Source organism: Streptomyces caniscabiei (assembly GCF_014930365.1).
In the GTDB taxonomy this organism is placed as follows: Bacteria; Actinomycetota; Actinomycetes; order Streptomycetales; family Streptomycetaceae; genus Streptomyces; species Streptomyces caniscabiei.
Window position 1 is genome coordinate 296628 of the sequence record NZ_JABXWI010000001.1, and the last position, 25231, is coordinate 321858.

At 68.7% G+C, this 25231-nt stretch carries 23 protein-coding genes; 13 read left to right on the forward strand and 10 right to left on the reverse strand.

What is annotated here, in order from left to right; translation table 11 throughout:
• Nucleotides 1-28 precede the first annotated feature (28 nt).
• From HW837_RS01625 to HW837_RS01665, 9 genes are all read left to right on the forward strand, one after another.
• Nucleotides 29-3034 (forward strand): ATP-binding protein, encoded by a 3006-nt coding sequence (locus HW837_RS01625; protein WP_237269811.1) that lies wholly within the window; start codon nt 29-31, stop codon nt 3032-3034.
• Nucleotides 3031-3741 (forward strand): hypothetical protein, encoded by a 711-nt coding sequence (locus tag HW837_RS01630; RefSeq protein WP_193379489.1) that lies wholly within the window; start codon nt 3031-3033, stop codon nt 3739-3741. The genes HW837_RS01625 and HW837_RS01630 overlap by 4 nt, the downstream gene beginning before the upstream one ends.
• Nucleotides 3742-3861: 120 nt before the next feature.
• Nucleotides 3862-6084, forward strand: coding sequence for an ECF transporter S component (locus HW837_RS01635; RefSeq protein WP_193382415.1), 2223 nt, complete (start codon nt 3862-3864; stop codon nt 6082-6084).
• A gap of 48 nt (nt 6085-6132) precedes the next feature.
• Nucleotides 6133-6762, forward strand: a complete 630-nt coding sequence (locus tag HW837_RS01640; protein WP_193379487.1) for a hypothetical protein — start codon at nt 6133-6135, stop codon at nt 6760-6762.
• A gap of 37 nt (nt 6763-6799) precedes the next feature.
• Nucleotides 6800-7408 carry a hypothetical protein gene (locus HW837_RS01645; RefSeq protein WP_193379486.1) on the forward strand — a complete coding sequence of 203 codons (609 nt, stop codon included), beginning with the start codon at nt 6800-6802 and terminating at the stop codon, nt 7406-7408.
• Nucleotides 7405-8619 (forward strand): hypothetical protein, encoded by a 1215-nt coding sequence (locus HW837_RS01650; RefSeq protein WP_237269813.1) that lies wholly within the window; start codon nt 7405-7407, stop codon nt 8617-8619. Before HW837_RS01645 ends, HW837_RS01650 begins: the two co-directional genes overlap by 4 nt.
• 7 nt (nt 8620-8626) lie before the next feature.
• Nucleotides 8627-9274, forward strand: coding sequence for a hypothetical protein (locus HW837_RS01655; RefSeq protein ID WP_193379485.1), 648 nt, complete (start codon nt 8627-8629; stop codon nt 9272-9274).
• A 133-nt stretch (nt 9275-9407) separates the two neighbouring features.
• Nucleotides 9408-11042 carry a WhiB family transcriptional regulator gene (locus tag HW837_RS01660; RefSeq protein ID WP_193379484.1) on the forward strand — a complete coding sequence of 545 codons (1635 nt, stop codon included), beginning with the start codon at nt 9408-9410 and terminating at the stop codon, nt 11040-11042.
• 32 nt (nt 11043-11074) lie between these two features.
• Nucleotides 11075-11356, forward strand: coding sequence for a hypothetical protein (locus HW837_RS01665; protein ID WP_193382414.1), 282 nt, complete (start codon nt 11075-11077; stop codon nt 11354-11356).
• Between the two features lie 199 nt (nt 11357-11555).
• Here the strand turns inward: HW837_RS01665 and HW837_RS01670 are convergent, their stop codons facing one another.
• From HW837_RS01670 to HW837_RS49530, 4 genes are all read right to left on the reverse strand, one after another.
• Entirely contained in the window at nt 11556-11837 is a 282-nt protein-coding gene (locus HW837_RS01670) for a hypothetical protein (RefSeq protein WP_193379483.1), read from the reverse strand.
• Nucleotides 11838-11889: 52 nt separating this feature from the next.
• Nucleotides 11890-12153: a DUF6406 domain-containing protein gene (locus tag HW837_RS48315; RefSeq protein ID WP_319678001.1), complete on the reverse strand. Its 264-nt coding sequence runs from the start codon at nt 12151-12153 to the stop codon at nt 11890-11892.
• A gap of 72 nt (nt 12154-12225) precedes the next feature.
• Entirely contained in the window at nt 12226-12759 is a 534-nt protein-coding gene (locus HW837_RS01675) for a type VII secretion system-associated protein (RefSeq protein WP_196788729.1), read from the reverse strand.
• Nucleotides 12752-13072 carry a hypothetical protein gene (locus tag HW837_RS49530; RefSeq protein ID WP_269153565.1) on the reverse strand — a complete coding sequence of 107 codons (321 nt, stop codon included), beginning with the start codon at nt 13070-13072 and terminating at the stop codon, nt 12752-12754. Before HW837_RS49530 ends, HW837_RS01675 begins: the two co-directional genes overlap by 8 nt.
• A 487-nt stretch (nt 13073-13559) precedes the next feature.
• Between HW837_RS49530 and HW837_RS01685 the strand changes: the two genes are divergently transcribed.
• Both HW837_RS01685 and HW837_RS01690 read left to right on the forward strand, forming a co-directional pair.
• The gene (locus HW837_RS01685) at nt 13560-13808 is read left to right on the forward strand and encodes a GntR family transcriptional regulator (RefSeq protein ID WP_193379482.1); all 249 of its coding nucleotides are present in this window, start codon (nt 13560-13562) and stop codon (nt 13806-13808) included.
• Entirely contained in the window at nt 13805-14047 is a 243-nt protein-coding gene (locus tag HW837_RS01690) for a GntR family transcriptional regulator (RefSeq protein ID WP_193379481.1), read from the forward strand. The genes HW837_RS01685 and HW837_RS01690 overlap by 4 nt, the downstream gene beginning before the upstream one ends.
• Nucleotides 14048-14108: 61 nt before the next feature.
• On the opposite strand, the gene HW837_RS01695 is transcribed toward HW837_RS01690, so the two are convergent.
• Complete coding sequence (locus HW837_RS01695; RefSeq protein ID WP_193379480.1) at nt 14109-14672, reverse strand: hypothetical protein; 564 nt, start codon at nt 14670-14672, stop codon at nt 14109-14111.
• 61 nt (nt 14673-14733) lie between these two features.
• Here HW837_RS01695 and HW837_RS01700 point away from each other — a divergent pair, with 61 nt between their 5' ends.
• The gene (locus tag HW837_RS01700) at nt 14734-17559 is read left to right on the forward strand and encodes a hypothetical protein (protein ID WP_193382413.1); all 2826 of its coding nucleotides are present in this window, start codon (nt 14734-14736) and stop codon (nt 17557-17559) included.
• Between the two features lie 39 nt (nt 17560-17598).
• Here HW837_RS01700 and HW837_RS01705 read toward each other — a convergent pair whose 3' ends face one another.
• Nucleotides 17599-18189, reverse strand: a complete 591-nt coding sequence (locus tag HW837_RS01705) for a Uma2 family endonuclease (protein ID WP_313895524.1) — start codon at nt 18187-18189, stop codon at nt 17599-17601.
• 344 nt (nt 18190-18533) lie between these two features.
• Here HW837_RS01705 and HW837_RS01710 point away from each other — a divergent pair, with 344 nt between their 5' ends.
• Nucleotides 18534-20594 (forward strand): PA14 domain-containing protein, encoded by a 2061-nt coding sequence (locus HW837_RS01710; RefSeq protein WP_193382412.1) that lies wholly within the window; start codon nt 18534-18536, stop codon nt 20592-20594.
• An 85-nt stretch (nt 20595-20679) separates the two neighbouring features.
• On the opposite strand, the gene HW837_RS01715 is transcribed toward HW837_RS01710, so the two are convergent.
• Genes HW837_RS01715 through dnaK form a run of 4 tightly spaced genes read right to left on the reverse strand, consistent with a single transcriptional unit; the run spans nt 20680 to nt 24919 of the window.
• Nucleotides 20680-21153 (reverse strand): heat shock protein transcriptional repressor HspR, encoded by a 474-nt coding sequence (locus HW837_RS01715; RefSeq protein ID WP_078853486.1) that lies wholly within the window; start codon nt 21151-21153, stop codon nt 20680-20682.
• A gap of 5 nt (nt 21154-21158) precedes the next feature.
• Nucleotides 21159-22337 (reverse strand): molecular chaperone DnaJ, encoded by a 1179-nt coding sequence (gene dnaJ / locus HW837_RS01720; RefSeq protein ID WP_045558226.1) that lies wholly within the window; start codon nt 22335-22337, stop codon nt 21159-21161.
• 51 nt (nt 22338-22388) lie between these two features.
• Nucleotides 22389-23075 (reverse strand): nucleotide exchange factor GrpE, encoded by a 687-nt coding sequence (gene grpE, locus HW837_RS01725; protein ID WP_045558227.1) that lies wholly within the window; start codon nt 23073-23075, stop codon nt 22389-22391.
• Nucleotides 23072-24919 (reverse strand): molecular chaperone DnaK, encoded by a 1848-nt coding sequence (gene dnaK / locus HW837_RS01730; RefSeq protein ID WP_045558228.1) that lies wholly within the window; start codon nt 24917-24919, stop codon nt 23072-23074. Before dnaK ends, grpE begins: the two co-directional genes overlap by 4 nt.
• Nucleotides 24920-25231 lie beyond the last annotated feature (312 nt).

Sequence of the window (25231 nt, forward strand, 5' to 3'; positions counted from 1 at the left end):
AAGCCGACTACCGCAGGATGACTCCTCCATGTCCATGTTCCTGTTGATCCTTCTGGGCGGGGCGGCCGCCTTCTTCGTGGTCGCCATGATCATGGCCGCCACGTCGAGCAAGAAGCCGGGCCAGGGCGGTGGCGGTGGTCGGGCCAGTTCGTCGGCCGGCCGTTCCAGGTCGTCCTCCGGGGCCGGCGCCTCGGCACGGCGCGAAGACCTCCGGCTGCCGTACCGCTACGCGGACGACATGATCTTCGTCCACGGCGATTCGGTGTGGACCGGCCTCGTCCTGCCCAACGCCATCGACGAGTACCTGAACGCCCAGGAACTCCAGGCGATGGCCGAGGGCCCGCCGCGCGGTCTGCTCAACCTCGCCCGAGGTGACCGCAACGTCGAGTGCCACTACCGCAAGGTCTACCAGCCGATCACCGCGATGACCTGGGCGGAGGACCTGAACGCGGTCGCCTGGGACCCGACGGACAACTACAAGGCCTACAACCTCCGCAAGGCCGAGTACCAGGAGCGCATCGGTGCCAACCGGGAGCGCAACGTCCTGCTGGTGAAGCTGGGTTCGCTCAAGCGCAGCAGCGGTGGTTCCGGGGTGATGTCCGAGGACGACGAGCCGTACGACGAGCCGGGCCTGCTGCGCGGCGTACGAGGCGCAGCCGACCACGTGGCCGCCACCGCGACCGGGGTCGCCGACGAGTATCTGTCGCCCTCCGTCGTCGCGGAATGGACGCAGGTGGCGACCGAGGTCCACGAGAGCCTGGAAACCCTCCGGGGCACCCCACTCACCCGCGAAGAGCTGGTCTGGCTGATCCGCAAGCCCCTCCACGGCGACCTGCCGGTCCCGCCCGAGCCGGTGCTCGGCTCGCGCGCCTGGGGCCCCAACGCCTTCGACCTGGTCGTCGACTTCTCGGGCGAGAACCGCAAGACGCACATCGTCCTGAACCAGTACGACGAGGTCACCGGCGAGCAGCAGACCAGCTACACCACCACCCTGGTCGCCGCCAACTGGCCCGCCGAGACCCGCTTCCGGCAGTCGACGGCCTGGGCCCGGTACGCCGCGCAGCACGTGGACTTCCCCGTCGAGATCGACATGCGGTTCACGCTCATCCCGTACCTGAAGTTCAAGGACCGCGCCGACAAGATCCGCGGCAACCTCGTCGACGAGATGAACGACATGGCCAACTCCGGCCGCAGCCCCGACACCAAGCTGGCCCACCAGGTCACCCGCGCCCAGGAGCTCGTCGACGACATCGAGGAGCACAAGATGCCGGGGATGGAGGCGCAGATCCGCTTCACGATCTCGGCTCCGAGCGTGAAGGAGCTGGAACGCCGCCGCCGGGTCCTGGAGATGCAGTTCAAGCAGGACCTGAAGGTCACGCTGCTCCGTCCGACGCGCCAGCAGTGGCGTCTGCTCCAGTCCCAGCTCCCGGGCGACGCCCCGAAGCTCCCCATCGCCCCCTACCTCCGCCTCCAGGAGGTCGAGCAGCTGGGCGCCGGACTGCCCACCGCCGGAACGGAGTTGGGTGACAACCCCGAGCAGCGCTCGGGCAAACGCCTCGGCTGGGTCGGCAACCTGGTCGGCTGGGCGGGCAAGATGCCGGTGCACTACTCGCTGCACGTCGGCCCGGCGCGTAACGACGGCGGTGGTCTGGCGATCGTAGGCGCGTCCGGTGGTGGCAAGTCCTCCCTGGCCCTGCAGAAGTTCTACGAGGAGTCGGAGTCCGGCGTCCGCTGCCTGGTCATCGACCCCAAGACCGACTTCGCCCAGCTCTGCTACTACCTCGCCTTCGGCTCCCAGGTGAACGACCCGGCGTTCTCCGGCGACGCGGAGGCGGGCCTCCTCGGCACCCCGCAGAGCCGCTTCCAGCCGGTGAACCCGGAGTTCTGGGCGGAGACGGAGGTCGTCGACCTTCTCAAGGGGCAGGCCGGCGTCCTGGACCCGTGGGTGATCGCCCGCGACGTCCCGGCCGGCCGTCTGCTGGCCGAGTCCATGCTGCGCGGCTTCCTCGGCGACGAGGACTACCAGCGCGTACGCCTCCCCGTCATCGAGGCGATGGCCACGGTCGTCGGCCGCTACAACTCGGCGATGCGCCAGGCCGTCGACCAGGGCCTGACGGCCCGCGACGCCGACGCCCAGGTCCCCCGCCCGACGCTGTGGCAGGTGGTCGACGAGGTCGTGACGGCGTACGAGCAGGCGCTCGCCTCGGGCGACCGGGAGGCGACGAAGGACCTGAAACTCGCGCAGATGCTCCTCACCGAGCTGCGCACCCTCCCCTACGCCCGTCTCGCCTTCTCCGAGCAGCCCCAGCCGCTCTCCGCGATGCGCAAGCGCCGTACGGTGATCACCCTGCGGGGCTTCCAGTCCCCCGCGGCCTCCGACCCACGCAGCTGGAACCCGGCGGAGCGCCTGGCGGCGACGGCCCTGATGGCGGTCGTGGAGCTGGGCAGCCAGATGCTGGACGTCGGTTACGAGAAGAACCCGGTCACGGGCGAGATCGGTCTGCGCCCGAAGGCGCTGTTCGTGGACGAGGCGTACGTCGTCACGGCCACGGAGTCGGGCCGCGATCTGATGCGCCGCGCCCTGAAGCAGGGCCGTTCGTACATGGCCGTGACCGTCCTGATCACCCAGCAGGCGATCGACCTCGTCCAGATCGAGGACTCCGAGGCCCGTAGCGGTGGAGCCAACCAGATCCACACGGTCTTCGCCTTCAAGCAGAAGTCGGCGCAGGAGGCGTCCCTGGTGGCTCCGCTCCTCGGCCGCCCCGAGGACGACCCGAAGGTCGTCGCCGCGCTCCAGGAACTCCGCACCGGTGTCTGCCTCCAGCGCGACGCCGACAAGCGCGTCGGCACGGTCGCCGTCGACCTGGTCTTCAAGGAGATCCTGGCCGCCACGGACACCAACGGCACGACCCGCCCGGCCCGCCAGGGCGTCAACCCGCCGCTGAGCGTGTGGGACTGGACGTTCCTGCAGGAGGCGCAGGAGGAATCGGCGACGACGGCACGGTCCGCGACACCGGAACCGTCGGCGGCATGACGTCTTCCCGAACCACCATCACCCCAGGAGGCCACACCTTCATGTTCCGGTCCAAGACCCTCACCACGAGCGTCGTGTCCCTCGCCCTGCTCACCTCGCTCACCGCGTGCGGATCCGACTCCGAAGAGGACGACGACGGTTCGTTCTTCTCCCGCGCCAGCGGTTCGCCCTCCCCCGAGGCAGAGAAAGCGAGCCGCCCCAGCGCCAAGACGCTGAGGGACGTCCAGGAATTCATCACCGGGGCAGGGCTTCCTTGCGACAACCTCACCGTCGACGAGATGGCGCAGCAAACGCCTCTCTTTGGGTTCCTCGGCCCTGCGGAACAAACCAGCAATACTCCGGAGGAAGCCGACCCGTGGGCCATCCGCAAAGCCGGATTCTGCGGCGATGCGCGGTCCGACACGGGCGGCTGGACTATTTACCTGCCCAAGGACATGAAAATGTTCCAGGAGAACTACCGCAAAATGGCCCGAGAGGAGGAAGAGGGGAAAAGTTATTGGGAGCTGGCGCGCGGACGGTTCTTCTTCGGCAGTGACTTCATCGTCGACCCCACGAATTACCTGGCTAGCAAGACCTTGCTCGAAGCGGGCATGTTGATGGAGAACTGCGATCCGCGCTTCAAGGCTCCCGAGGGATATCACACGGAGAAAGCGTTGGCGAGCGGCTGCGTGCTGACCAACTTTGTCCTCGATCCCCTGGACCAGTAGCACAAAGGATCCCATGGGAAGGCCCCGCAGCTCAGCCCAGAGGAATTTATTTCCTCCCAAAAGAGCGATGCGGAATTCGCCGCCGATCTCGTCCTCGCCCCATCCCCGTTAGGACTTCAGATGCCCCCGCGCAACGCGCTGAGCCGCCGCATTCGAAAAGTCGGCGCAGCCGTCCGTGCCGGCCTCTTTCTGGTGCTGGCGCTGATCGCCCTCACCCTGGCCGCGCCGACGTCGGCGTCCGCAGACTTCACCTGCGATTTCACCGGGGACGAGACTTACCACAGGGACTCCCCGGGCAGTAACGGCGAGGCCTTCATACCCACGGTTGTGCAGTGGGCTCCCCCGCCGGCCATCGGCGATCTCCTGGTCGAAGAACTATACGTCCCGGACGACTTGGTCAAGCCGGAGGACGCGGGCAGCTACACCCTGTACGAACTGAACGGCATGCGGGGCCTCAACTGGTCCATGACCTTTAAGGACAAGGAAGACGCCCAAAAGGCCAACGGCACCTGGTTCAGCGGGGCGGATGACTGTTCGCTCATGACCTGGGTCAACAACGGCATGGCGAACATCATCTTCAACGGCACCAAGGTCCTGACCCGGTTCTCCATCTCGATCAAGGAGATGGCCTCCAACCCGAGTCCGTTCGCGGGCCTTTACTCGGGGCGGGACAACGTCGTCAAGACGCTCAAGGACAACGTCCTCAAGCCCGCCGTCCCAGTAATGATCGCGCTGGTCGGCTTCTGGGTGTTCGCCAAGTGGCGCAAGGGCGACATGCGCGAGGTCTGGGCCGGAATCTCCTGGACCGCGTTGACCACAATCGCGGTCATGGCCGTTCTGTACGACACCAACTACGACAAGTTCGTGTCAGGTGCTGACAAATGGATCGCGGAAGCCAACTCGACACTCACATCGACCGCGCTGTCCAGCGTGTCGGGTACGCCGCAGCCGCCGTGCGACCTGAACGACGATCGAGGGAATGAGGGGCTTCGTCTCTCCAGTTGCGCCATGTACGACACGCTGGCGTTCCGCCCGTGGGCACTGGGCCAGTTCGGAGAGGCGGGCAACACCTGCATCTTCAGGATGAAGAGCGACAAATCGACCGCCGTGAGCGGTTACTGCCCTGAGACGGTCCCGAAAGGGGTCTCGATAGGAGTCCCGGACCACTCCGGTTGCTATTGGGGCACGAATGGCAGCACCCGCTGCGCAGACCTCCGCGTGCGCCAAGTCGTCACACAATCCATAACCGACATCGACACGTCGTCCGTACCCGGTGATGGAGACGACAAGAAACTCGACCAGTTCTACGACTGGCAGCTGATCCGCGACGACATCGCCAAGGGCACGCACTACCCAGTGCCATACCCCGACTGGGCAGGCATGAACGCCTCCGACCGAGTGGGCATTGCCTTCTATTCCGTCATCGCCGCCTTCATCGTCGGTGTGATGGTCATCGTCCTCAGCGCGCTCACCCTGCTCTGGCACGCGGTCACGCTGATCCTGATCATCATGTTGCCGTTGGTCGCCACACTCGGTATCCACCCCTCACAGCAGAAGCTGCTCAAGGGCTGGCTGGAGACGTTCATCCACAGCTTCGTGCTGCGCGCGGGCTTCGGAGTGATCCTGACCGTCTTGCTCGTCCTCTACCAGATCATCCTTCCAGCCCAGGTCGCCCTGGGTACGCAGCTGTTGATGCTGGTCCTGGTCACTGCCGCCGTGGTGATGATGCTGAAGAAGCTCCTCGCGGGGAACTTCAGTCCCGAGTTCGCCGGCGGTGCCGGTGACGCGATGGGCATCCGGGAGGCGGCGAGCGCCGGGAGCGACAAGATGGTCGCCAAGGGGAACACCGCCATGGCGACCACGGCCAAGGCGGGCGGGCGGGTCGTGGGCAAGACCGCCGCGGGGGCAGCCAACTTGCTCACCGGACGCAAGGGCCGTAAGGGGCTCCAGCAGCAGGGCTGGATCGGCATGTCACAACGGGAGCAGCGCAAGGCTTCGTACGCGGCGTACAAGTCGGGCCAGGACCAGCTCAAGGACAACAGGCAGGCTTCGCCGGCTGCGGCAGCGCCCCCGGAGGCCCCACCCTCGGCCTCTTCCTCCCGTGGCGGTCGTGTGAGTGGTTCCAGTGGTCAGTCGACCTCGCAGGCGCCTCGAACGCCGTCGCCTGAGCAAAGCTCCCAGCCCGAGAGTCCACCGGCCTCGCAGCAGACGCAGGACCCGAATCCTCAGCCGCCCACCACTCGCCCCCGGACCCAGGCGGCCGAGCCATCACCTACGCCTCGTCCATCCACGCCTCCGACCCCGGCCCCACGGGACCCACGCACCCCCGATGGTCGCGTCTGACACCCGCTGCCGAACGCCAGAGCCCCGCCGACCCCGAGGAGTCAGCCCATGCCCGCCCTGACCGCCGACCGCACCCCCGACCAGTTGGTCGGGGAAATGCAGCGGCTCACCGGCGTGGACTGGCCCACGGTCTGGGCGGGTGTCCCGGCGGACACGGACAAGCGCGCCCACTGGTGCGCCGGCTTCGGCTGGCAGCCCCTGTGGTTCCAGTCCGGCCTGCGGGTCCGCACATCCCTGGGCGGCCGTCTGCACCTCGTCTCTCTCGGCCCGGCCCTCCCGGTGACCCGGGCCGAATACACGGTGTGGGCGGCCCGGTCCCGGGACCTGTCGGAGAACGACCGGGTCACGGACCTCTCCGAGGCCCGCTGGCAGGCCCACTACGAGGCGCTGCGCGGCTACCTGGGCAACCCGACCCACCAGAGCACGTGGGACAGCCCGGACTTTCCAGAACTTCCCGGCCCGCATCCATGGCCGGACGCACGCTGGCGCACGGATCACCAGGACCCCCACCGGGTGGCGGTGTGGCGCTTCCTTCCGCCGCATGCACCCGTCGTCGAGCTACGTATGACGCTCGGCGCGGCCGTCCGAGGCGGTCCGGTCCCGGCCGATGCGAGGATCGTGCTCGTCTGCCACGATCCCGCCCACGTGGAGGCGGAGCGGCAGGCACGGCACGGGTGAACCAGAGCCCTCCGGAACGCGAGGAAGGTGACAAACGATGACGAACCTCAGCATCGATCGCAGCCCCGATCAGCTGGCCGAAGAACTCAAGGGCCTTGAGTACGTGGACTGGCCCGCAGTCTGGGCGGGCCCGCCCAACCCTGGCCAGGCCCTGGACGACTGGTGCGCGCTGTTCGGGTGGAAGCCGACGTCGGCGGAGCGGGTGCTGACGGTGCGCAGCACCACGGGCCAGACCATCGCGCTCTGGCCCGAGCAAGAGGCCTCATGGGCACCGATCAAGCAGCTCAGCTGGACCAGCTGGGACATGTGGGCTGACGACACGTCGGAGAACGACTTGGTCCTGACACAGGCCGCCGCGACATGGGGCGCGTATGTGGCGGCCGCACGCCCTGTGCTCGGCGAACCGGTCTTCGCCGGCGCCTGGGACGACCCCGCCTTCCCGGAACCGCCTCACGACCAGCACTGGCTCATGCCTCGCGGCATCCGTCTGGAGGACATGGACCCTTACCGCATGGCCGTGTGGCGTGAGAGCGGCCCGGAAGGACGTATCACCGTACTCACCGTCAGTCTCGGCGCCGCTCTGGAGCCGGGCGAACTCCGGAGCGCACGCATTAACATCCGCTGCTACCCGCCGGAGGCAGTGTGATCCGGGTGAACGTGTCGGACCATGTCGTCGATGACGCGCGGGACCGACAGGGCAGAAGCAAGGCGCCCACCCCCGAGGAGGTCAAGAGCATTGCGAAGCGGTTGCGCCAAGGCATTGCCGGCCTTCCCAAGCAGGAGTACAGGGAGCAGCTCCGCAAGCGGCTGATGGAGTTCGCCGCCGAGCAGGACATGGACCTGCCCACCCCCGAGACGAGGTCTGCCTTCTGGTCCTATCAGCTGGCAGATCACCCGAACGTCGCCACGCATGCCGGGGAAGAGCTCAAGAGTATGCACGTGGCCGCTGCGTACACCGAGGCTCAGAACGCGATCGTGCCTGAGACTCTGCGGTATCTGGAGGGCACTCCCGGCGGCAAGGCGCTGGGTGAATTCCACCTGTGGCATCCAGACGTCCAAGACGCACTCAAACTGGACGAGCAAGCGGGTCTGGGCCTGGCATCCGATGCGTGGAACGCTCTCTCACAGAAGTACGCCGCGAAGACCGAGAACGAGGCGCTCTTCTTCATGGCCGAGCTCAATCCCGGAACCGTCGCCTACCAGACGGAATCTCGGCAGCTCCGCCAGGACGGCAAGCTCGACATCATCGACTTCGCGTATCCGCCGCCGCTGGACAAGTACGCGGGTCTCGCTCCGGAGACCCAGGAGTTGCTGGCCTCCCGGGCCGTTCGCGCCCAGGTGCACACCTTCTGGTACGACGAGAACGACCCCAAGTACACGCCCTTGACCAAGGCGGGCCACCTCGACCTGGAGCACCTGAAGTCGCTGCCCACTCCGGAGGCCCAACGCGCCGCCGTGCTCGAGGTCTGTGCTCGCGTGGCCGCGATGGACGGCCCTGCCCGTACGGCCGATGTCGAAAGACTCGTCGAGGAAGTCAGAGTCCTGCGTCCCGACCACGAGGTCGTGCTGCCCAGCTCCACGGACCTGGCGTGGGCGCACGAGAGTCGCGCGGCGACCAACCCTGTGGTCAGTACCCACGGCGCTTATCTGCCTGGTGTGGAAGTGAACGCCAAGGTGGGCCCCCGGCCGATCCAACCGCTCGGAACCGCGTCGCAAGCCATCGCAGGCGCGCACTTCCTGCCCGGAGTCACCCTCAAGCCCGCCCCGGCCCCCGCTGCCCAGGCTCCCGCAGCCCCCACCCCCACTCAAGCCCCTGGCGCCCCCGAACAGGCGCAAGACACCGGCATGGGAATGTGACCGCTCCATGAACCGCACCCCGGGCACCCCCACCACCCGCCGAACCCATACCCAGTCCCGCCTCCGCCGCCTCCTCCACCAGGACAAGACCGACCCCTGGGCCGTACGCATGCTCCCCCGCATCGTCTTCGGCCTGGCCGCCGCCTACACCCTCTTCATGATCGCCTCGCAGAGCGGCTCGTCCTTCGTGATGGTCTGCGCCCTGCTGCTCCTCGGCGGAGCCGTCTGGCTCCTCCGCCGCCGCACCCAACTCCTCCTGGCCCTCGCCTCGACGATCCTCGCCACCGCCTTCACCGGCTACTTCTCGGCGGTGGGTGAGTCGGCCCGGATGACCACGAGCGCGGCCGTCACCGGAACCGCCGCGTTCGGCTACTGGGCCCTGACCGGCATGGCCCTGCTCGGCGCCTGGATGGTGAAGGAGCACCCGGGCCGGCGCGGCGTCACGGTCGTGCTCGCCGATGTGATCTTGGTCATCGGCTCCGTCGTCGGCATGTTCGCGCCAGAGGCAGGCGTGCCCATCGGTTTCGTGGGCGTGCTCGGGGTGCTCGCCGTACGCGGCGCATCCGCGAAGGCCATGACGGCCCGGGTCAGAAGGCTGGGCCAGGCGATACGTCGGCCGCGTCCTCGTGACGCCCGGAAAACGGCGGACAGTTGAGGCTCTTGTGAACGGTTCGTCGCGGCACTGTTCGTTTCCGGCCAGCACTTTGCACATGCGTTGCAACAGTTTGACAATGTGTTCTAGAGTCCCCCGCGATCACGGATCACCACGGGGGCTATTACTCATGCGTATGGCGAGCCATACGACGCTGGCCAGGCTGCCCGCGCGACCCGCCCGCAAGGCGGTCGCACGGGAGGCCCACATACCCGACGCGGCTCTGCCCTGTCGGCGTCGGCCGGACGTCTTCCAACACCCGCTGCTGGACAACTCCGAGCACCCACACGGCCTTCACGGCCCGGACACCCCGATGACGGCGGCGCCCGGCATCCCACCCGATCAGCGCCGCCAGCACCTCGTCCTCCTCCGCACCGCCCGCGACCTGTGCGCCTCCTGCCCGCTCTGGGCGGAATGTCTGCAGGACGCCGTCGCGTACGCCGAGCCGTACGGCTACACGGCGGCCACCACCCGCGAGGACCGGCGTGCGCTGCGCCGCATACTCGACCTCGGCGACGAGAACGGCGACCTGCCCGCCCACGCCGCGGTCCGCTTCGACTCCGGCTCGCTCCCCCGGCGCCTCACCCGGCTGAGGTCCCGCGCCGACGAGTCCTCGGCGACCCACTCCGGAAACCGTCGGCCGACCACTCCGGACCTTCCCGAACTGGAGCGTATCCTCGACGCGTTCGACCAGCTCCAGAGTCAACTGGCCGACAGTCAGAGCTTGTTGAGGAAATACCCGCCGCGCGCCGCGTTGACATCGCTGTTGCAATCGCACACCACCACACAGCCGACCCACAGACAGACGACCCCTCCGGGCGGGCCGTCGTATACGTCCGGACCGTCGAACGACAGGAGCGAGGAACCCATGGCAGCGGCCGAGGCCGGGCAACGGATCACCTTCTCGTACGAGGATCCCGCCCTGGCCGTACGGCAGGCCGTGCTCGGCCCCCTGGTGCGCTCCGCCCTGCCCGCGCTCACCAGCCTCGAACAGCTCGTCACGATGCTGACCTGCATGCCCGGCGGCGACACCGGTCCCGAGGCCCCGCGTGACATCCCGGCCGTACGGCAAGCCGTCGAGTCACTGCTCCCGGACCACGCCGAAGCCCCCTCGGATGCCGACGGGACACCCCTTGCTCCCCGCCGCCCCCTCACCGGCTCCGTCTCCGTCGAACTCGCCACCACCGACCCTGTGTCCGCGCTCCGCCGCGACTTCCTGGAACCGCTGCTGCGCGAACTCGCCGCCACGCTCGCGAACATAGAGAAGGTCGCCACCATGCTGGCCGCCGCCTCGGACGACACCGGCGACGCCGCCCGACTGGAGACCATCCGCACGGCAGTCCGCGAGATCCACGACCGCCTCCCGCACCCGGCCGCCCCCACGGCTCACCCAGCGGCACACGCCCTGCACGGTGGCCATCCGCTCGCGGGCACCGCGGCGGGAGCGGGAGCCGGAGCCGGACCGGCGCAGACCCGCCGGACACCCTCCACCCCCAGCATCCGCGCGGCCGTCGAGAAGGCCGTCGCCGGCTTCCCCGGCGCCTTCTCCGCCCGCGACGTTCTCCGCGCCCTGCCCTCGGGCATCTACGGCGACCCGTCGAAGACCATCAGCAACGTCCTGTCCGCGCTGGTCAAGTCGGGCCGCCTGCAACGCCTCTCGCGCGGCACGTACGCTCGCGTCCTGAACGTCGTAAACATCGAGAACGTCGAAAACGTCCAGGACATCGACGACGCCCTCCTCCCCGAACGGGGAGAGGCGAAGAGCGCCTGACCCGAGCGAGCCGGAAGGAACCCCAGCCCCCGATGACCGAACCGTTCCCGCCCCAGGGTCCGCCCCCGCCGACCGTGGACCCCGCCGCGTCCGACGCCCAGGTCCACGTCTTCTCCCCCAACGCCGGCCTCATCGACGGCGTCCCGGTCACCGCCCCGCCCTACGGCGACATCCAGGACGTCGTCCTGTCGATCCTCCAACAACGCGCCCAACAAGTCGGCGCCCCCACCCCGGCCACCATCACGGACAACCGCTACGGCGGCGCGATCCGACTCCTGATCCACCCGGACGGCACGACGGAACAGCTTGACTGAGGTCCGATGTAACAAGTGATGGCGCGTCTCGCGGTAGCAGGAACGCCACTGCTGGGGCCGCGAGCGCGTGTCGAGCCGTTGTACGTTGCCGAACGGGCCCGCCAGCTTGAGCGGCAGGACCTCCGGCGGGGCGGAGCGGGTACCGCCGACTGTCGGCGGGCGTTGCCCCACGCGTGCCACGCACCGAACACCCGATGGGTCAGGACGGCTCTTTGTCCGCAGCTTCCAGCCGCCTCTTGTATTCCGCCCATCGAGGCAGAGTCGACGGCAGCTCACCGGCCTTCGCCCTCCGGGTCTCGAACTCTCCGACGACGCGCCGACGCTGGATCTCGGTGAGGGCCTCGTTCCTGATCGACCTCATCTCCGCAGGAGACTCGCACTCCCTCTCGTCGATGACGAAAGCCGCGAGCATGAATCCCTCCGCAGTCCTTCTGCGGAACGTCGAGATCATGACGAACTCGGGCCCAGTCTCGTCCGTCACGGGTGCCTCCTGCGAGTGTCTTCCTGATTCGGCCGCGTCCACCTCGCTCATCTCACGCCACTCGGGAGAGAACGACCGTCCAGTCGCCGGTCGGGGAGTAGAGGTCCACGATCCGGTCGAGCTTCCACCGCTGGTCCTGGACTGGGAACACGTCACCCACGGTCAGCGAGTGACGCGCTTCCTCGCCCTCGGATGCGACAGAGAGTCGCACCGTCGCGGCCTGTCCCCGAGGTGCGTGGACGTGGATGACGCTGAAACTTCCGATAGGCCTGTTCGCCTGCGTGTTGGGCGCGAGCGCGATCTCCTGAGTCATCATTGCGTTCCTAATGCGCCCGCCGAAGGCGGTAACGATGGGGTGCACGTCCGGACAGGTCCTCGGCCATGGTTCTCACACCGCCCTGCCCAGGTCGGCCACAGGGATGTCCACGGCCGCCGAACCACCGGGGTTCAGCCTGAGGACGGCATCCTCGGGCAGGCCGGACAGGAGTTCACGGAAGGGGGTCCGGCGGAGTTCTTCTGCTGAACTCGCGGCCTGCGCAGGGCTCGTGTGAATCACGATCGGTGAGACGTGGTGCGCGTCGAGAGCCACATAGACGACGGCGTCCATCAGAGCGAGTCTCAGATCCGCCTCGGACCCATAGCGGACCGCCGCCAGCTGAATGGCCGCGTCCACTGCGTCGGTCGGCTCCGCCATCCCGAGTGTGCGAGGCGAGGGACGGTAGTTGGGGTTCTTCTTGAATTCTCCGGTGAGTTGGCCCCGCGAATCGACCTTCCAGGCACCGACCACGCCGTACGGCGGAACCTCTCCGTTCGGGTCGAAGTACGCATCGATGGCGTAGACCCAGCCGTTCGGCTGGGCGACAGCCTGCTCACGGACCTCGTCGGTCACCGGCGGAATCCCGGCCGCTGCATCTTCATTCATTTTCACTCCCGTGACGCTGCGGCTGTGTGATCCGCTGTTCGTTCACCGATGCCAGCCGTGCGTGATCCGCGTCCATGATGCCGACGCATTCCTCAAGCGCCGCGTACAACGCCGGTACGAAGGCGGCAAGTTCGGCGTCCGACGCCTTCCCCACCTCCAGTACGGCACCCACGACCGCCACCAGCACGGCGGCGGCCTTCAGGGCCTGCGCGTCGGCCAGCCCTTCGAGGACGCCCCCGGGGCACGTGTCCGCGAAGGCCTCCCGGCCGGTCGCCGGGTCCACGCCGAGGCTGCGCAGTCGCGGCCCGCTCATACGGCGGCCTCCCAGGAACTGCAGTCCTGCCCCATCGTCGCCAGCACGGCCGCCCGACGCCGCGCCCGCTGCAGACGCCGACGATCGAGCTCATCCCGCTCACGCTCCCAGACGACGACGTAGGGCCGGACGAGGGGCGACCCGTCGACCCTGATGATGTCGCCGAGAAACGGACACGGAGGTGCGGGCCGGTATGCAGGAACGGGCGGGCAGGAGGGGGCGGGAGTCGCGGGCAACGCAACCGCACGGTGCACCCCGCGAGCAGGCAGGAAAAGGCTCAGGATCGCGGCCAGTAGGCTGCGCATAGGTCGACTCCTGTGTAGTCGGCTGAGCCCCGGCAGGGAAGCTCTCACCCTTCCCGCCGGGGCGCTTTCGTGTCCCAGGATAAGCACAATCCGCTACGTGTGCACAGTGCGCTCTGCCTGCACAGTCCGCACAGCGTGCTACCCAGTGCGCGTGACGCACTGCCCGCACAGATCATCGATGCATGGTTGAGTACGAGTGGGTACGCATCGCAAGGGACTTGGAGCGCCGGATCCGCAGCGGGGAGATTCCGCCCGGCGGTCGGCTCGAGAACGAACGCGCACTGGCCGATGTGCACCAGGTCAGCCCTGGAACAGTACGGCGGGCTGTGCGTGACCTGCGCGAACGAGGACTGGTCGAGACGCTGGCCGCCAAGGGGACGTATGTTGTCGACCCGCTGCCGCCAGCCTCCGGGGAAACGTCCACTCGATGATCCTTGACCGTACGCGCCCGCTGTGGCGGCAGATCGCAGCGGAGATCATCCGACGCATCGAGGACGGCACGTACCCGCCGGGAAGCCGTGTGCCGTCCACTCTGGAGATCGCCCTGGAGTTCGGCGTGGTGAACGCGACGGCGGCGAAGGCCATGCGGCAGGTTCGGGAGCAGGGCTGGACACGGGGCGAAGTCGGGCTGGGGACGTTCGTGGCGGACCAGCTGCCCCCGCCCTCATGAGCCACGGCCCCAGGCTCAGCCGCGCTCGGCCCGGTTCGCGGGCAATCCGCCCTCCCGTGCCCTACGCGGAGGGCCCCGAACCGTTGCTGACCTCGTCGATGTCGTTGAGGACCGCCCGAGCAGCTCGCACGTTCAGCTCCAGAATGTCGCGGTCATAATTTCCCGGATCGCGTCGATAACGAGCCTTACCCACCTCGGACGTGAAGGCGCCGGCCGGAATGGCATTCTCGCCCGGCGGGAGGAACTTCAGCATCTCCTCGTACGCCGCAACGACATAGGCGATCGCGTCGCGAAACTGATGATGCTCGGCCTCAGGCGTGTTGAGGAGCTGAATTCCAGTGGATTCAGCAAGTCGACCCGCGACTGCCTCAAACTCCCCTGGGTCGATGATCTGCGACGGCTCCGGACCACCGAAAGCCGGCGGCGGCGGTGGAACCTCTTCCGCCATGCGGAACTCGAAACGGCGGGTTCTTTCACACTGCCTGCAAGCACCCTCGTACACCGCGACAAGGACGTCGCCGCGCAGCTCCAGCCGGTGCTGACGGTCGAAGTCCCCCGACCCGCACTCACAGCGATGCAGGTCCATGTACAGATGGGCTTCGGCCGATGAGCGCGCTGTCAACATGACATGATCCTAAGGGTTGTTCGGCGCATTCGTCTGCGCGGATACGGGGGAGGAACATCACGTGGACACGACGGTCACCGACACGCGGTTGCGAGCCCGGCAAGCCGCCCTGATCGCAGCGGTGAAACGTGAACTTCCGACCGTGGCATCCGTCGTGCTCGGAGAGCGATTCAAGTCGATCGACGAGAGACGCTCGGACGACGGGAGAGAGTACTTCGCCCTGGAGGACGCCCAGGGCGGCTCGGCAAGTTTGTGGCTGGACGCCATTCCGATGGCCTCCGGAGTGATCTCCAGCACGATGACGAACACGACGACGGATCAGTACGTCGTGCAGATATCCGACCGTCTGCCCAGCGAATTCCTGACCCGTGTTCTGGCTCACGAGGTGGGCGAACTCATCGCCACTCGTGACCGGTCGAGTCAGGGTCTGGCGCCGGTGCGCGAGAACCTCCTGAACCAGGAGCCCGACATCGGCAACCGGCACGAACTGTCGAGCCGGGATCACGGACGTATCGCCGAACTGAACTGGCTCGCAGCCCGCGCATCCGAACCTACCCTCGCGGAGGAGCACCAGGCCGAGGCACGTGCCGACCTCTCAGCTCTGCTCGACCGGTGTGGTCTCCGGCCAGTAGCGCCCATGGCCGACTCGGAGCGGTTCACGACCGAGTCCCGGGCCGCGAACAGACGGTACGTCGTGTCGAACGACCTCCTCTCCTCCGATGCGAAACGCCTCGTCGCCACCCTCGCCCGCCCCATAGAACACCTCAACCCCGCCGACGCCACCGCCCTCCAAGCCTCCCGCGACGCCGCCCTACGAGCCGAGCGCCAGGTCGAAGCGTTCATCGGCCGCCGCGAAGTCACCATGCCCATGCCCGGCTATGACCAGAACGGACTGCCCCTCCCCCGCGACCAGTTGAAGGCAGCCTCCGTGCAATGGGCCGAGTACCGCGCCCAGATCAGCACCCGCACCGAGGAGGCCATCGAAGGGCAGTTGGCGAAGGAAGAGTTCCCCAACCGCCGCGTGGTGATCGGCGGCGGCGCGAGCCTGACCGGACGGGACCCGGACGCGCTGCTGATCGACGCGGCGGGCCGGTGGCACCTGGACCCCGGCCAGGGCATCGTGCAGTCGGCGGATCAGGACCGGGACCTCGCCCAGTGGATGGGAGTCGACCCGCACTCCACGGTCGAGCACCCCGGGCACCGCCTGCCCATCGACGCCGTACGGATCTGGGAGGACCAACTCGCCACCCGGGGCGACGTGGTGAACGGCCACGCCCGCCTGCGGCTCGGCCAGCACAACGAACTCCTCGCCGAGATCCAACGGCCGGCCGAGGACGGCAAGGAGGCCCCACGCCCACTGTGGGTGGCCTGCGACGGCGTCCCGAGCATCGCCACCGGGCTGACCCCCGAGGTCGTCCCCGGCATGCCCCGCGGGGACCACGGCGTGGAGAGCCGCGACGAGGCGGTGCGGCTGATCGCTGACCGGCTGGGGGAGTTGGAGGACGAGGGGCTCCCCCACGCGGGCGACCTGCGGACCTGGCTGACCCAGCCCGAACGGGGCGGCACGGACGCCCGTACGGTGCTCGACGTCCTGAAGTCCTCACCACTGATGGAGGCCCTCACCTCCGGCCTCGGCCCCGGCAAGGCCCGCATCGACAACTGCTTCGGCGCCCTCGACTCGACCGCGAAGTGGGAGACGGCACGGGAGGAGGCACCGGGCCGGGCGCTGCTCGGCGACGAGGTCGCCGAGAACCGCTTCGACGCGCGGAAGACGAAGGACTGGGTCGTCGCGGGCTCCGGCGGCTCCGGAGTCGCCAACGCCGAGATCATCCTCACGCAGAACCCGGACGCCCACGTCACGATCATCGGCGCGCCTCCACCGTCGGCCCTGCGGCACCAGGTCCAGTTCCCGGCGATGGAGAAGGCGTACGGCGGGCCCGACAAGAAACGGCTGACCTTCATCACGGCGCGGCTGGGCGCCATCGAGACGTACTGGGACGAGGAGGGCGAGGAGACCCGCTTCCACATCGCCTACGAGGAAGGGGAGGGCGAGAACATACAGCGCAAGGTGGTGCGGGCCGGCGGCTACGTCGCCAGCCTCGGCCGTACCAACCCGCTCCCGCCCGCCCTCCAGGTCCTCGCGAACGAGGTCCGGGAGCGGAGCGGTGAGATCTCCGGCGACCTGCAGTTCGACAAGGACGACCAGTACATCGGCTACGGCCTCACCTTCACCGTCGACGGCAAGGAACACCGGGTCGACGTCGACGGCGCGGCCTCCTGGCAGCTGCCGCGCGAGATCTTCGCCCCGGAGTCGGGCCTCCAGCAGCAGTTGAACGAGATGGGCCTGCGAGGTCTGCCCTCCGAGACGGGCAACGCCGCTCCCGGCTTCGCCCCCGTCGCCCGCCAGAGCGCCCTGCGCGCGCGGGCCGTGGCAGCGGTCCAGGCAGGCGATGAGAGCGCCGTGCAACACCGGTCGACCATCCCGGAACGCTGGCGCCGCCCGGACCGGGCCACGGAGACGGGGAGAGAGACGGAGACGGAGACGGAAACCTCGGCCGGAGGCCCCGCGAGCGCCACACCGCCGCAGAGGGAGGCACAGCCGCAGCAACAACCCCCCACCGCCGAACGGACCCCGAGCGCTCCCACCCCGGACCGACAGGAACCCACCACACCCACCCCCGACCGACCGGCATCCGCCACACCCACCCCCGACCGACCGGAACCCACCACACCCACCGCCGACCGAGCCGCGCCCGACATCCCCCTCTGGGAAGTCGGCATGCGTCCACGCGGCACCTCCGGCGCGCCGCGCCCCACCACCCAGCAGCCCCAGCAACTGCCACCCGGCCACGAGCGCCCTAGCCCAGGGCTCGGCGTGGGCGACTGACCGGGTCGTCCGAGAACGTCACCCGGGCGAGCCGGAATTTCAGTCCCGCTTCTCCCCCGTGATCGCCTCGCCGATGACGAAGCCCTTGGCAGGCCCTTCCGGGATGACGACCTCCGTGCCGTAGGGGACGCGGCGGATGTCGCTCCAGTCGGCCGCCTCCGGGCGCGGCCCGGTGAAAAGCGTGACGGCGCCCTCACCGTCGTAGTCGTCGATGACGACGTACACCGGAATACCGGCGCGGGCGTACTCGCGCCGCTTCTTCACTCGGTCCCGGTCCTGGTTCCGCCTGCCCGGGGAGACAACTTCGACGACGAGGCGCACGGAGTCGGCGGTCACGCCCATGTCGTCCTCGTCGCGGCACGGCTCCGTGTCCTCCGGAGCGACGAAGGCATCCGGGATCCACGCCCTGCGGTTGTGGATCACATTCATGTCCTGATAGCAGGCGTATTCGCCGCCGTCCAGGAACCTGTCCAGGGCCCGTCGCACTCGATTGGCGATCAGGCCGTGCGAACGGCGAGCGGTGGGCGACAACTCGATGGCTCCCTCAATGATCTCAGCGCGGTAGCCCTCGGGTGGGTCCATGGCCTTCCACACCTGCCACAAGGCCTCGTCCAGGCCGGGTCCGTTCACGACTTCAGTCCCTGCCTCGGACATGGTCTCGGGCCTCTCATGTGCAAGAGCGGTCAAGGTGACACCTCCTCCTCAAGTGTGGGCTGGGCGTGCACGGGGCACAAGCAACGCCGCCACGCTAGGCGCCCATACAGGCTCACCTGCGAAAACACCCTCGCTTCACTCGAACTGGTGACGCAGAAACCACTCCCCCACGAGCCCCCGCACCGACCACTCCCGTTCGCGAACCACTTTCCTCCCCCGTCTCACCCACCCCGTACAACCATCCCCCCACCCCAATCGTCTGATCGTCGTCGGCGGTGTCACCCGCCGGCGACGATCGGCATCCCTCTCTGAAGGACCCCATGACCTCAGTCAGACGCTCGACGACGGCCGCGGCCACCGCCGTCGTGCTCGCCACCGTCGGCGGCCTGCTCGCAGTGACCGCCACGACTGCGAACGCGGCCGTCACCTGCGCCTCCCCCGTCTTCAAGCGGCAGCTCTTCGCCAACACCACCTTCTCCGGCACTCCGAAGAAGACGGACTGCGACAGCGCGATCGACCAGGACTGGGGCACCGGCGCGCCCGCCACCGGGCTGCCGACCAACAACTTCGGCGTCCGCTGGACCGTCACCCGCGACTTCGGCTCGGGCGGCCCCTTCGCGCTCTCCGCCTCCGGCCTGGACGGCATCCGCATCTACCTCGACCCGGGTACGACCGGCGCCCGCAAGATCGACCTCTGGAAGAACGGCACGACCACCGTCTCCAAGACCGTCAACCTCACCATCCCCGCCGGCAAGCACACCCTCCGCGTCGACTACGTCAACTGGACCGGCTCCGCCAAGGTCAAGTTCACGTACGCGCCCCGCACCTCCGCCACCGTCGACACGGTCAAACCCCTTGTCCCGAGCGGGACTTCGGTGTCGTACGACTCGGAGACGGGCAAGGCCAAGCTGACCTGGGCGAAGAACAAGGAGATGGACCTCGCCGGGTACAAGGTCTACCGGCGGCTCAAGGGCGCTTCGTTCGGCAGCACGCCGCTCGCGACGACCACCTCCACCTCGTACACCGACACCGGGCTGCCGAAGTCGGGCGCGGCGTACTACTACGAGGTCCGCGCCTACGACAAGGCGGGCAACGCGTCCACCGGCACGGCCGATCAGCTGGTCACCACGGTGGACCGGATCGCGCCGACCGTCCGGGATCTGAAGGTCAGCGGTGATTCCGCCCTCGACGGGGTGTCGCTCTGGTGGATGTCCGAAGGGGCCGAGACGAACCGGCTGCTGAGGTCCGCCTCGCCCGACGGGCCGTTCGAGGAGGTCAAGGGCCCCTGGGGCAACTCGGCGACGGATGCCACCGCCCCGTACGGGGAGACCTCGTACTACAAGGTCGCGGTGTCGGACGCGGCGGGCAACACCGCGTACTCGTCGGTGGTGTCGATCGATAGGCCGCTCGCGGTGCCGTACCTCTGGAAGACGGAGAACCGGCCGGAGGACGGCGGCGGCGTCGATCTGCGCTGGGACGTGTCCCCGCACGCGCCCACCACCTTCCGGGTGCACCGCGAGGAGCGCCGCTTCGACGACGCCACCGGCACGTTCGACGTCGTCGACTCCCGGGTGGTGCCCTGCGAGCCGACGCTCGTCGACACCGCCTACGGCACCAAGCACAGCTACGCCTGCACCGACACCACGGTCGTGCCGAGCCCCAACGACGGGTTCTATGTGTACTGGGTGACGACCGTCGACGCGCTCGGCCGGGAGTCGGGCCCCTCGCAGACCATCTCCCACGGCTACGGCGACGGCACCGCCCCGCCGCTCGTCACCGGGTTCACGGCCGCCGCCACCGAGTACGGCACCGTCCTGGACTGGGACGACAGCCCGGTCTCCGACCTCGCCGAGTACAACGTGTTCCGGCTCAGCACGGTGGACGACGGGACCGAGTACACGCATGTGGGCACGGTCAAGGCGGGCACCAGCCGGCTCGTCGACTCGGCGAACCTCCAGGACGGCGAGCACCACACGTACTTCGTGGACGCGGTCGACACCTCGGGCAACTCCAACTACACGTCGGCCGACAAGATGGTGTCCACGACCGTCACCGAGCTGGACCTGCGGCCCACCGTGGAGACCCCCGCGGACTGGCTGGTCGACGTGAACGCCGAGGTCGCCGACGGCGGGGCCGCGGTCGACCTCACCTGGAAGCTGTCCAGCTCGTACAACGGCACGGACATCACCGGTTACCGGGTGTACCGGTGGAACCCGGCCACCGCCGCCTACGAGTCCCTGACCGCCGACCCGGTCACCGGCACGTCGTACACCGACACCACGGCCGCCGCCGGCACCACCCACTTCTACTGGGTGACCGCCCTCCACGCCGACGGCACCGAATCGGCCCCCGGCGACGCCTGGGCGGCCCTGGCCCCCTGAGCACAAGGAAGGGCCCGGAGGTTCGTGCGAACCTCCGGGCCCTTCCGCGTACTTGACGATCCGTCAGTCAGACGCTGCCGACCCGTCAGTCCGATGACGGCTGCCGCCCCTTCGGCCGCCACACCACCAACGCACTGCTCTGCTGCACTTCCTGATACGGCACCAGGTCGCGCCGGTACGACGCGTGGACCGCCGCCTCGCGCTGGCGCATGGCCGCGGCGGCGCCGTCGAGCGCGGCCTCCATCTCCGCCACCCTCGACTGGAGCGCGGCGACCTGGTTCTCCAGCTCGATGATGCGCTTGATGCCGGCCAGGTTGATGCCCTCGTCCTGCGACAACTGCTGGACGGTGCGCAGCAGTTCGATGTCACGGGCCGAGTAGCGACGGCCGCGCCCGGCGGTGCGGTCCGGGGAGACCAGTCCGAGACGGTCGTACTGGCGCAGGGTCTGCGGGTGCAGACCGGAGAGCTGGGCGGCCACCGAGATGACGTACACCGGTGTCTCTTCCGTCAGCTCATAAGCCCGGTTACCGAATGAGTTCTGCCTACGGCGGCCGTCCATCACCTTCATGCTCCCTTCGCGGCCTGGAACAGCTCCGCTCGCGGGTCCTCGCCCGCGGTCGCCTCGCGATACGCCTCCAGCGCGTCACGAGCCTTCCCCGACAGGTCCTTCGGGACACTCACCTCGACCGTGATCAGCAGATCCCCCCGGGTGCCGTCCTTGCGGAAGGCGCCCTTGCCCCGGGCCCGCATCGTACGGCCGTTGGGGGTGCCGGGGGGCAGCTTCAGGGTGACCGGCGGTCCGCCCAGGGTCGGGACCCGGACCTCTCCGCCGAGCGCCGCCTCCGGGTACGTCACCGGGACGGTCACCGTGAGGTTGTCGTCCTTGCGGCCGAACACCGGGTGCGGGTCGACGTGCACGACGACGTACAGGTCGCCCGCCGGGCCGCCCCGTTCGCCGGGGGCGCCCTTGCCGCGCAGCCGGATCCGCTGGCCGTCGGAGACGCCCGCCGGGATCCGGACCTGCATGGTGCGGGAGGACTTGGCGCGGCCCGAGCCCTTGCAGATGTCGCAGGGGTGCTCGGCGATCAGGCCGCGGCCCTTGCAGTCCGGGCAGGGGTCCGTCAGGGAGAAACCGCCGCCGGAGCCCCGCGCGACCTGGCCGGTGCCCACGCACGTCGGGCACACGCGGGGCGTGCCGTTGGCGTCGCCGGTGCCCGTACAGGCCTTGCAGGGCGACTGCGAGGACATCCGGAGCGGGACGGTCGCGCCCTCGATGGCCTCGGTGAAGCTGAGCGTGACCTCGGACTCGATGTCCTGGCCGCGCCGGGGCTGCACCCGCGTGGTGCCGGAGCTGCCCCGGTTGAAGAGGCCGCCGAAGACATCGCCGATGCCCCCGCCGAAGCCGCCCGCCTGCCCCCCGCCCTGGGCGCCGCCGCCGAAGAGGTCGCCCAGGTCGAAGTTGAACGAGCCGCCGCCGGCGCCGGGCCCGGGGCGGAAGCCGCCGTTGCCGAAGAGGGCGCGGGCCTCGTCGTACTCCTTGCGCTTCTTCGGGTCGCCGAGGATGTCGTTGGCCTCGGAGATCTCCTTGAAGCGCTCCTCGGCCCTGGTGTTCCCCTTGTTGGCGTCCGGGTGGAACTCACGGGCGAGCTTGCGGTACGCCTTCTTGATCTCGGCCTCGGTGGCGTCCTTGGGGACGCCGAGGACCTTGTAGTAGTCCTTCTCGATGAAGTCCTTGGTACTCATCCGCGACGTCCCTCCTTCCACTCACCCTGCACGCCATTCAGGCTGGTGGCGTCAGCCCTCGTCCGGGCCACCGCTCTCCTTGTCGTCGGCCGCCGCCGCCTGCTCCTCGGAGCCCTCGGCCTTGACGGGCTGCGCACCCGGCTGCGGCTCGGCCACGGCCACCCGCGCGGGGCGGATGGTGCGCTCGCCGATGCGATACCCCGGCTGGAGAATCGCCACGCACGTCGTCTCGGTGACGTCGGGCGCGTAACTGTGCATCAGGGCCTCGTGGATCGTCGGGTCGAAGGGCTCGCCCTCCTTGCCGAACTGCTGCAGGCCCATCTTCGCCGCGACCGTCTCCAGGGACTCGGCGACGGACTTGAAGCCGCCGACGAGTTCGCCGTGCTCCCGCGCGCGCCCGATGTCGTCGAGCACGGGCAGGAGTTCGGTAAGGAGGTTCGCGATGGCGATCTCCTTGACCGTGATCCGGTCGCGCTCGACCCGGCGACGGTAGTTCTGGTACTCGGCCTGGAGGCGCTGGAGGTCCGCCGTGCGCTCACCGAGCGCCGTACGCACCTGGTCCAGCTGCGCCGTCAGACCGGCCACCTGGGCCGTCGCTGCCGCGTCCCCGGCCGGGGCCGCCCCCTCCTGGGGGGCGGCCTTCGGCTCGGCGTCCTCGGAGCCGGAGGGGACATCAGGCTGCTGCGGCTGAGCCGACTGCGGCTGCTGCTCGTCGAAGCCCGGGGTCTCCTCCGTCACGCGGCACCGTCCTTCCGGTCCTCGTCGACGATCTCGGCGTCGACGACGTCATCGTCGGCCTTGGCGTCACCGGCACCGGCGCCGGCCTCGCCGCCCGCGGCCTGCGCGGCCTGGGCGTCGGCGTAGAGGGCCTGGCCGAGCTTCTGCGAGACGGCCGCGACCTTCTCGGTGGCCGTGCGGATCTCGGCGGTGTCCTCGCCCTTGAGCACTTCCTTCAGCTCGGCGACGGAGGCCTCGACCTCGGTCTTGATGTCACCGGGGACCTTGTCCTCGTTGTCCTTGAGGAACTTCTCGGTCTGGTAGACGAGCTGCTCGCCCTGGTTGCGGCTCTCGGCGGCCTCGCGGCGGGCGTGGTCCTCCTCCGCGTACTTCTCTGCCTCCTGGCGCATCCGGTCGACCTCGTCCTTCGGCAGCGAGGAGCCGCCGGTGACGGTCATCTTCTGCTCCTTGCCCGTGCCGAGGTCCTTCGCGGTCACGTGCATGATGCCGTTGGCGTCGATGTCGAAGGCGACCTCGATCTGCGGGACACCGCGCGGGGCGGGCGGCAGACCGGTCAGCTCGAACATCCCGAGCTTCTTGTTGTACGCCGCGATCTCGCGCTCGCCCTGGTAGACCTGGATCTGCACGGACGGCTGGTTGTCCTCGGCGGTGGTGAAGATCTCGGACCGCTTGGTCGGGATCGTCGTGTTCCGCTCGATGAGCTTGGTCATGATGCCGCCCTTGGTCTCGATACCGAGGGACAGCGGGGTGACGTCGAGGAGCAGGACGTCCTTGACCTCGCCCTTCAGGACACCGGCCTGGAGGGCGGCGCCGATGGCGACGACCTCGTCCGGGTTGACGCCCTTGTTGGCGTCCTTGCCGCCGGTCAGCTCGCGCACGAGCTCGGCGACGGCCGGCATACGCGTCGACCCACCGACGAGAACGACGTGGTCGATCTCGGACAGCGCGATCCCGGCGTCCTTGATGACGTTGTGGAACGGCGTCTTGCAGCGCTCCAGCAGGTCGGCCGTCAGCTGCTGGAACTGGGCGCGGGTGAGCTTCTCGTCCAGGTGCAGCGGGCCCTCGGCGGAGGCCGTGATGTAGGGCAGGTTGATCGAGGTCTCGGTGGAGGAGGACAGCTCGATCTTGGCCTTCTCGGCGGCCTCGCGGAGGCGCTGGAGGGCCATCTTGTCCTTGGCGAGGTCGACGCCGTGGCCGGCGCGGAACTGCTGCACCAGGTAGTCGACGACGCGCTGGTCCCAGTCGTCACCACCGAGGTGGTTGTCACCGTTGGTGGCCTTCACCTCGACGACGCCGTCGCCGATCTCCAGGAGGGACACGTCGAAGGTGCCGCCACCGAGGTCGAAGACGAGGATCGTCTGGTCGTCCTTGTCGAGGCCGTAGGCGAGGGCGGCGGCGGTGGGCTCGTTGACGATACGGAGCACGTTCAGCCCCGCGATCTCACCGGCCTCCTTCGTCGCCTGGCGCTCGGAGTCGTTGAAGTACGCCGGGACGGTGATGACCGCGTCCGCGACCTTCTCGCCCAGGTAGGCCTCGGCGTCGCGCTTCAGCTTCTGCAGGATGAAGGCGCTCATCTGCTGCGGGTTGAAGTGCTTCCCGTCGAGCTCGATCTTCCAGTCCGTGCCCATGTGACGCTTGACGGACCGGATGGTCCGGTCCACGTTCGTGACCGCCTGGCGCTTGGCCACCTCGCCGACGAGCACCTCACCGTTCTTGGCGAAGGCGACGACGGACGGCGTGGTCCTGGCGCCCTCTGCGTTGGTGATGACGGTGGGCTCGCCGCCTTCAAGAACGCTGACGACGGAGTTAGTCGTGCCCAGGTCGATGCCGACCGCACGTGCCATTTCAATTCCTCCAACAATGACTTGAGTGGAACGGACTCAAGTGTGCATGACGCCCCCCGATGGGTCAACAGACCTGAGCGGAGGGGACTCAACTCTTATGTTTCCCTTATACGCAACCACTCGCTGACCTGCACGTATACGCCCAGGGGGGAGGCGCGCGTCGGGTGCGATAGTGACGTGCGGGGTAGGGGCGAGGGGTTGCCGAGCGGCACGCGATGTGTCGACGGGCGGCGGATTGCCGAGCGACGGATTGCCGAGCGGCGAGCGGCGGGTTGCCGAGCGGTGGGCGACGGGGAGTGCGGTGGAACCCCA

Coding starts and splice junctions, on each gene's coding strand:
- HW837_RS01625 (WP_237269811.1), top strand. CDS start 29: ATGTCCATGTTCCTGTTGATCCTTCTGGGCGGGGCGGCCGCCTTCTTC.
- HW837_RS01630 (WP_193379489.1), top strand. CDS start 3,031: ATGACGTCTTCCCGAACCACCATCACCCCAGGAGGCCACACCTTCATG.
- HW837_RS01635 (WP_193382415.1), top strand. CDS start 3,862: ATGCCCCCGCGCAACGCGCTGAGCCGCCGCATTCGAAAAGTCGGCGCA.
- HW837_RS01640 (WP_193379487.1), top strand. CDS start 6,133: ATGCCCGCCCTGACCGCCGACCGCACCCCCGACCAGTTGGTCGGGGAA.
- HW837_RS01645 (WP_193379486.1), top strand. CDS start 6,800: ATGACGAACCTCAGCATCGATCGCAGCCCCGATCAGCTGGCCGAAGAA.
- HW837_RS01655 (WP_193379485.1), top strand. CDS start 8,627: ATGAACCGCACCCCGGGCACCCCCACCACCCGCCGAACCCATACCCAG.
- HW837_RS01660 (WP_193379484.1), top strand. CDS start 9,408: ATGGCGAGCCATACGACGCTGGCCAGGCTGCCCGCGCGACCCGCCCGC.
- HW837_RS01665 (WP_193382414.1), top strand. CDS start 11,075: ATGACCGAACCGTTCCCGCCCCAGGGTCCGCCCCCGCCGACCGTGGAC.
- HW837_RS48315 (WP_319678001.1), bottom strand. CDS start 12,153: ATGATGACTCAGGAGATCGCGCTCGCGCCCAACACGCAGGCGAACAGG.
- HW837_RS01675 (WP_196788729.1), bottom strand. CDS start 12,759: ATGAATGAAGATGCAGCGGCCGGGATTCCGCCGGTGACCGACGAGGTC.
- HW837_RS49530 (WP_269153565.1), bottom strand. CDS start 13,072: ATGAGCGGGCCGCGACTGCGCAGCCTCGGCGTGGACCCGGCGACCGGC.
- HW837_RS01685 (WP_193379482.1), top strand. CDS start 13,560: ATGGTTGAGTACGAGTGGGTACGCATCGCAAGGGACTTGGAGCGCCGG.
- HW837_RS01690 (WP_193379481.1), top strand. CDS start 13,805: ATGATCCTTGACCGTACGCGCCCGCTGTGGCGGCAGATCGCAGCGGAG.
- HW837_RS01695 (WP_193379480.1), bottom strand. CDS start 14,672: ATGTTGACAGCGCGCTCATCGGCCGAAGCCCATCTGTACATGGACCTG.
- HW837_RS01710 (WP_193382412.1), top strand. CDS start 18,534: ATGACCTCAGTCAGACGCTCGACGACGGCCGCGGCCACCGCCGTCGTG.
- HW837_RS01715 (WP_078853486.1), bottom strand. CDS start 21,153: ATGGACGGCCGCCGTAGGCAGAACTCATTCGGTAACCGGGCTTATGAG.
- dnaJ (WP_045558226.1), bottom strand. CDS start 22,337: ATGAGTACCAAGGACTTCATCGAGAAGGACTACTACAAGGTCCTCGGC.
- dnaK (WP_045558228.1), bottom strand. CDS start 24,919: ATGGCACGTGCGGTCGGCATCGACCTGGGCACGACTAACTCCGTCGTC.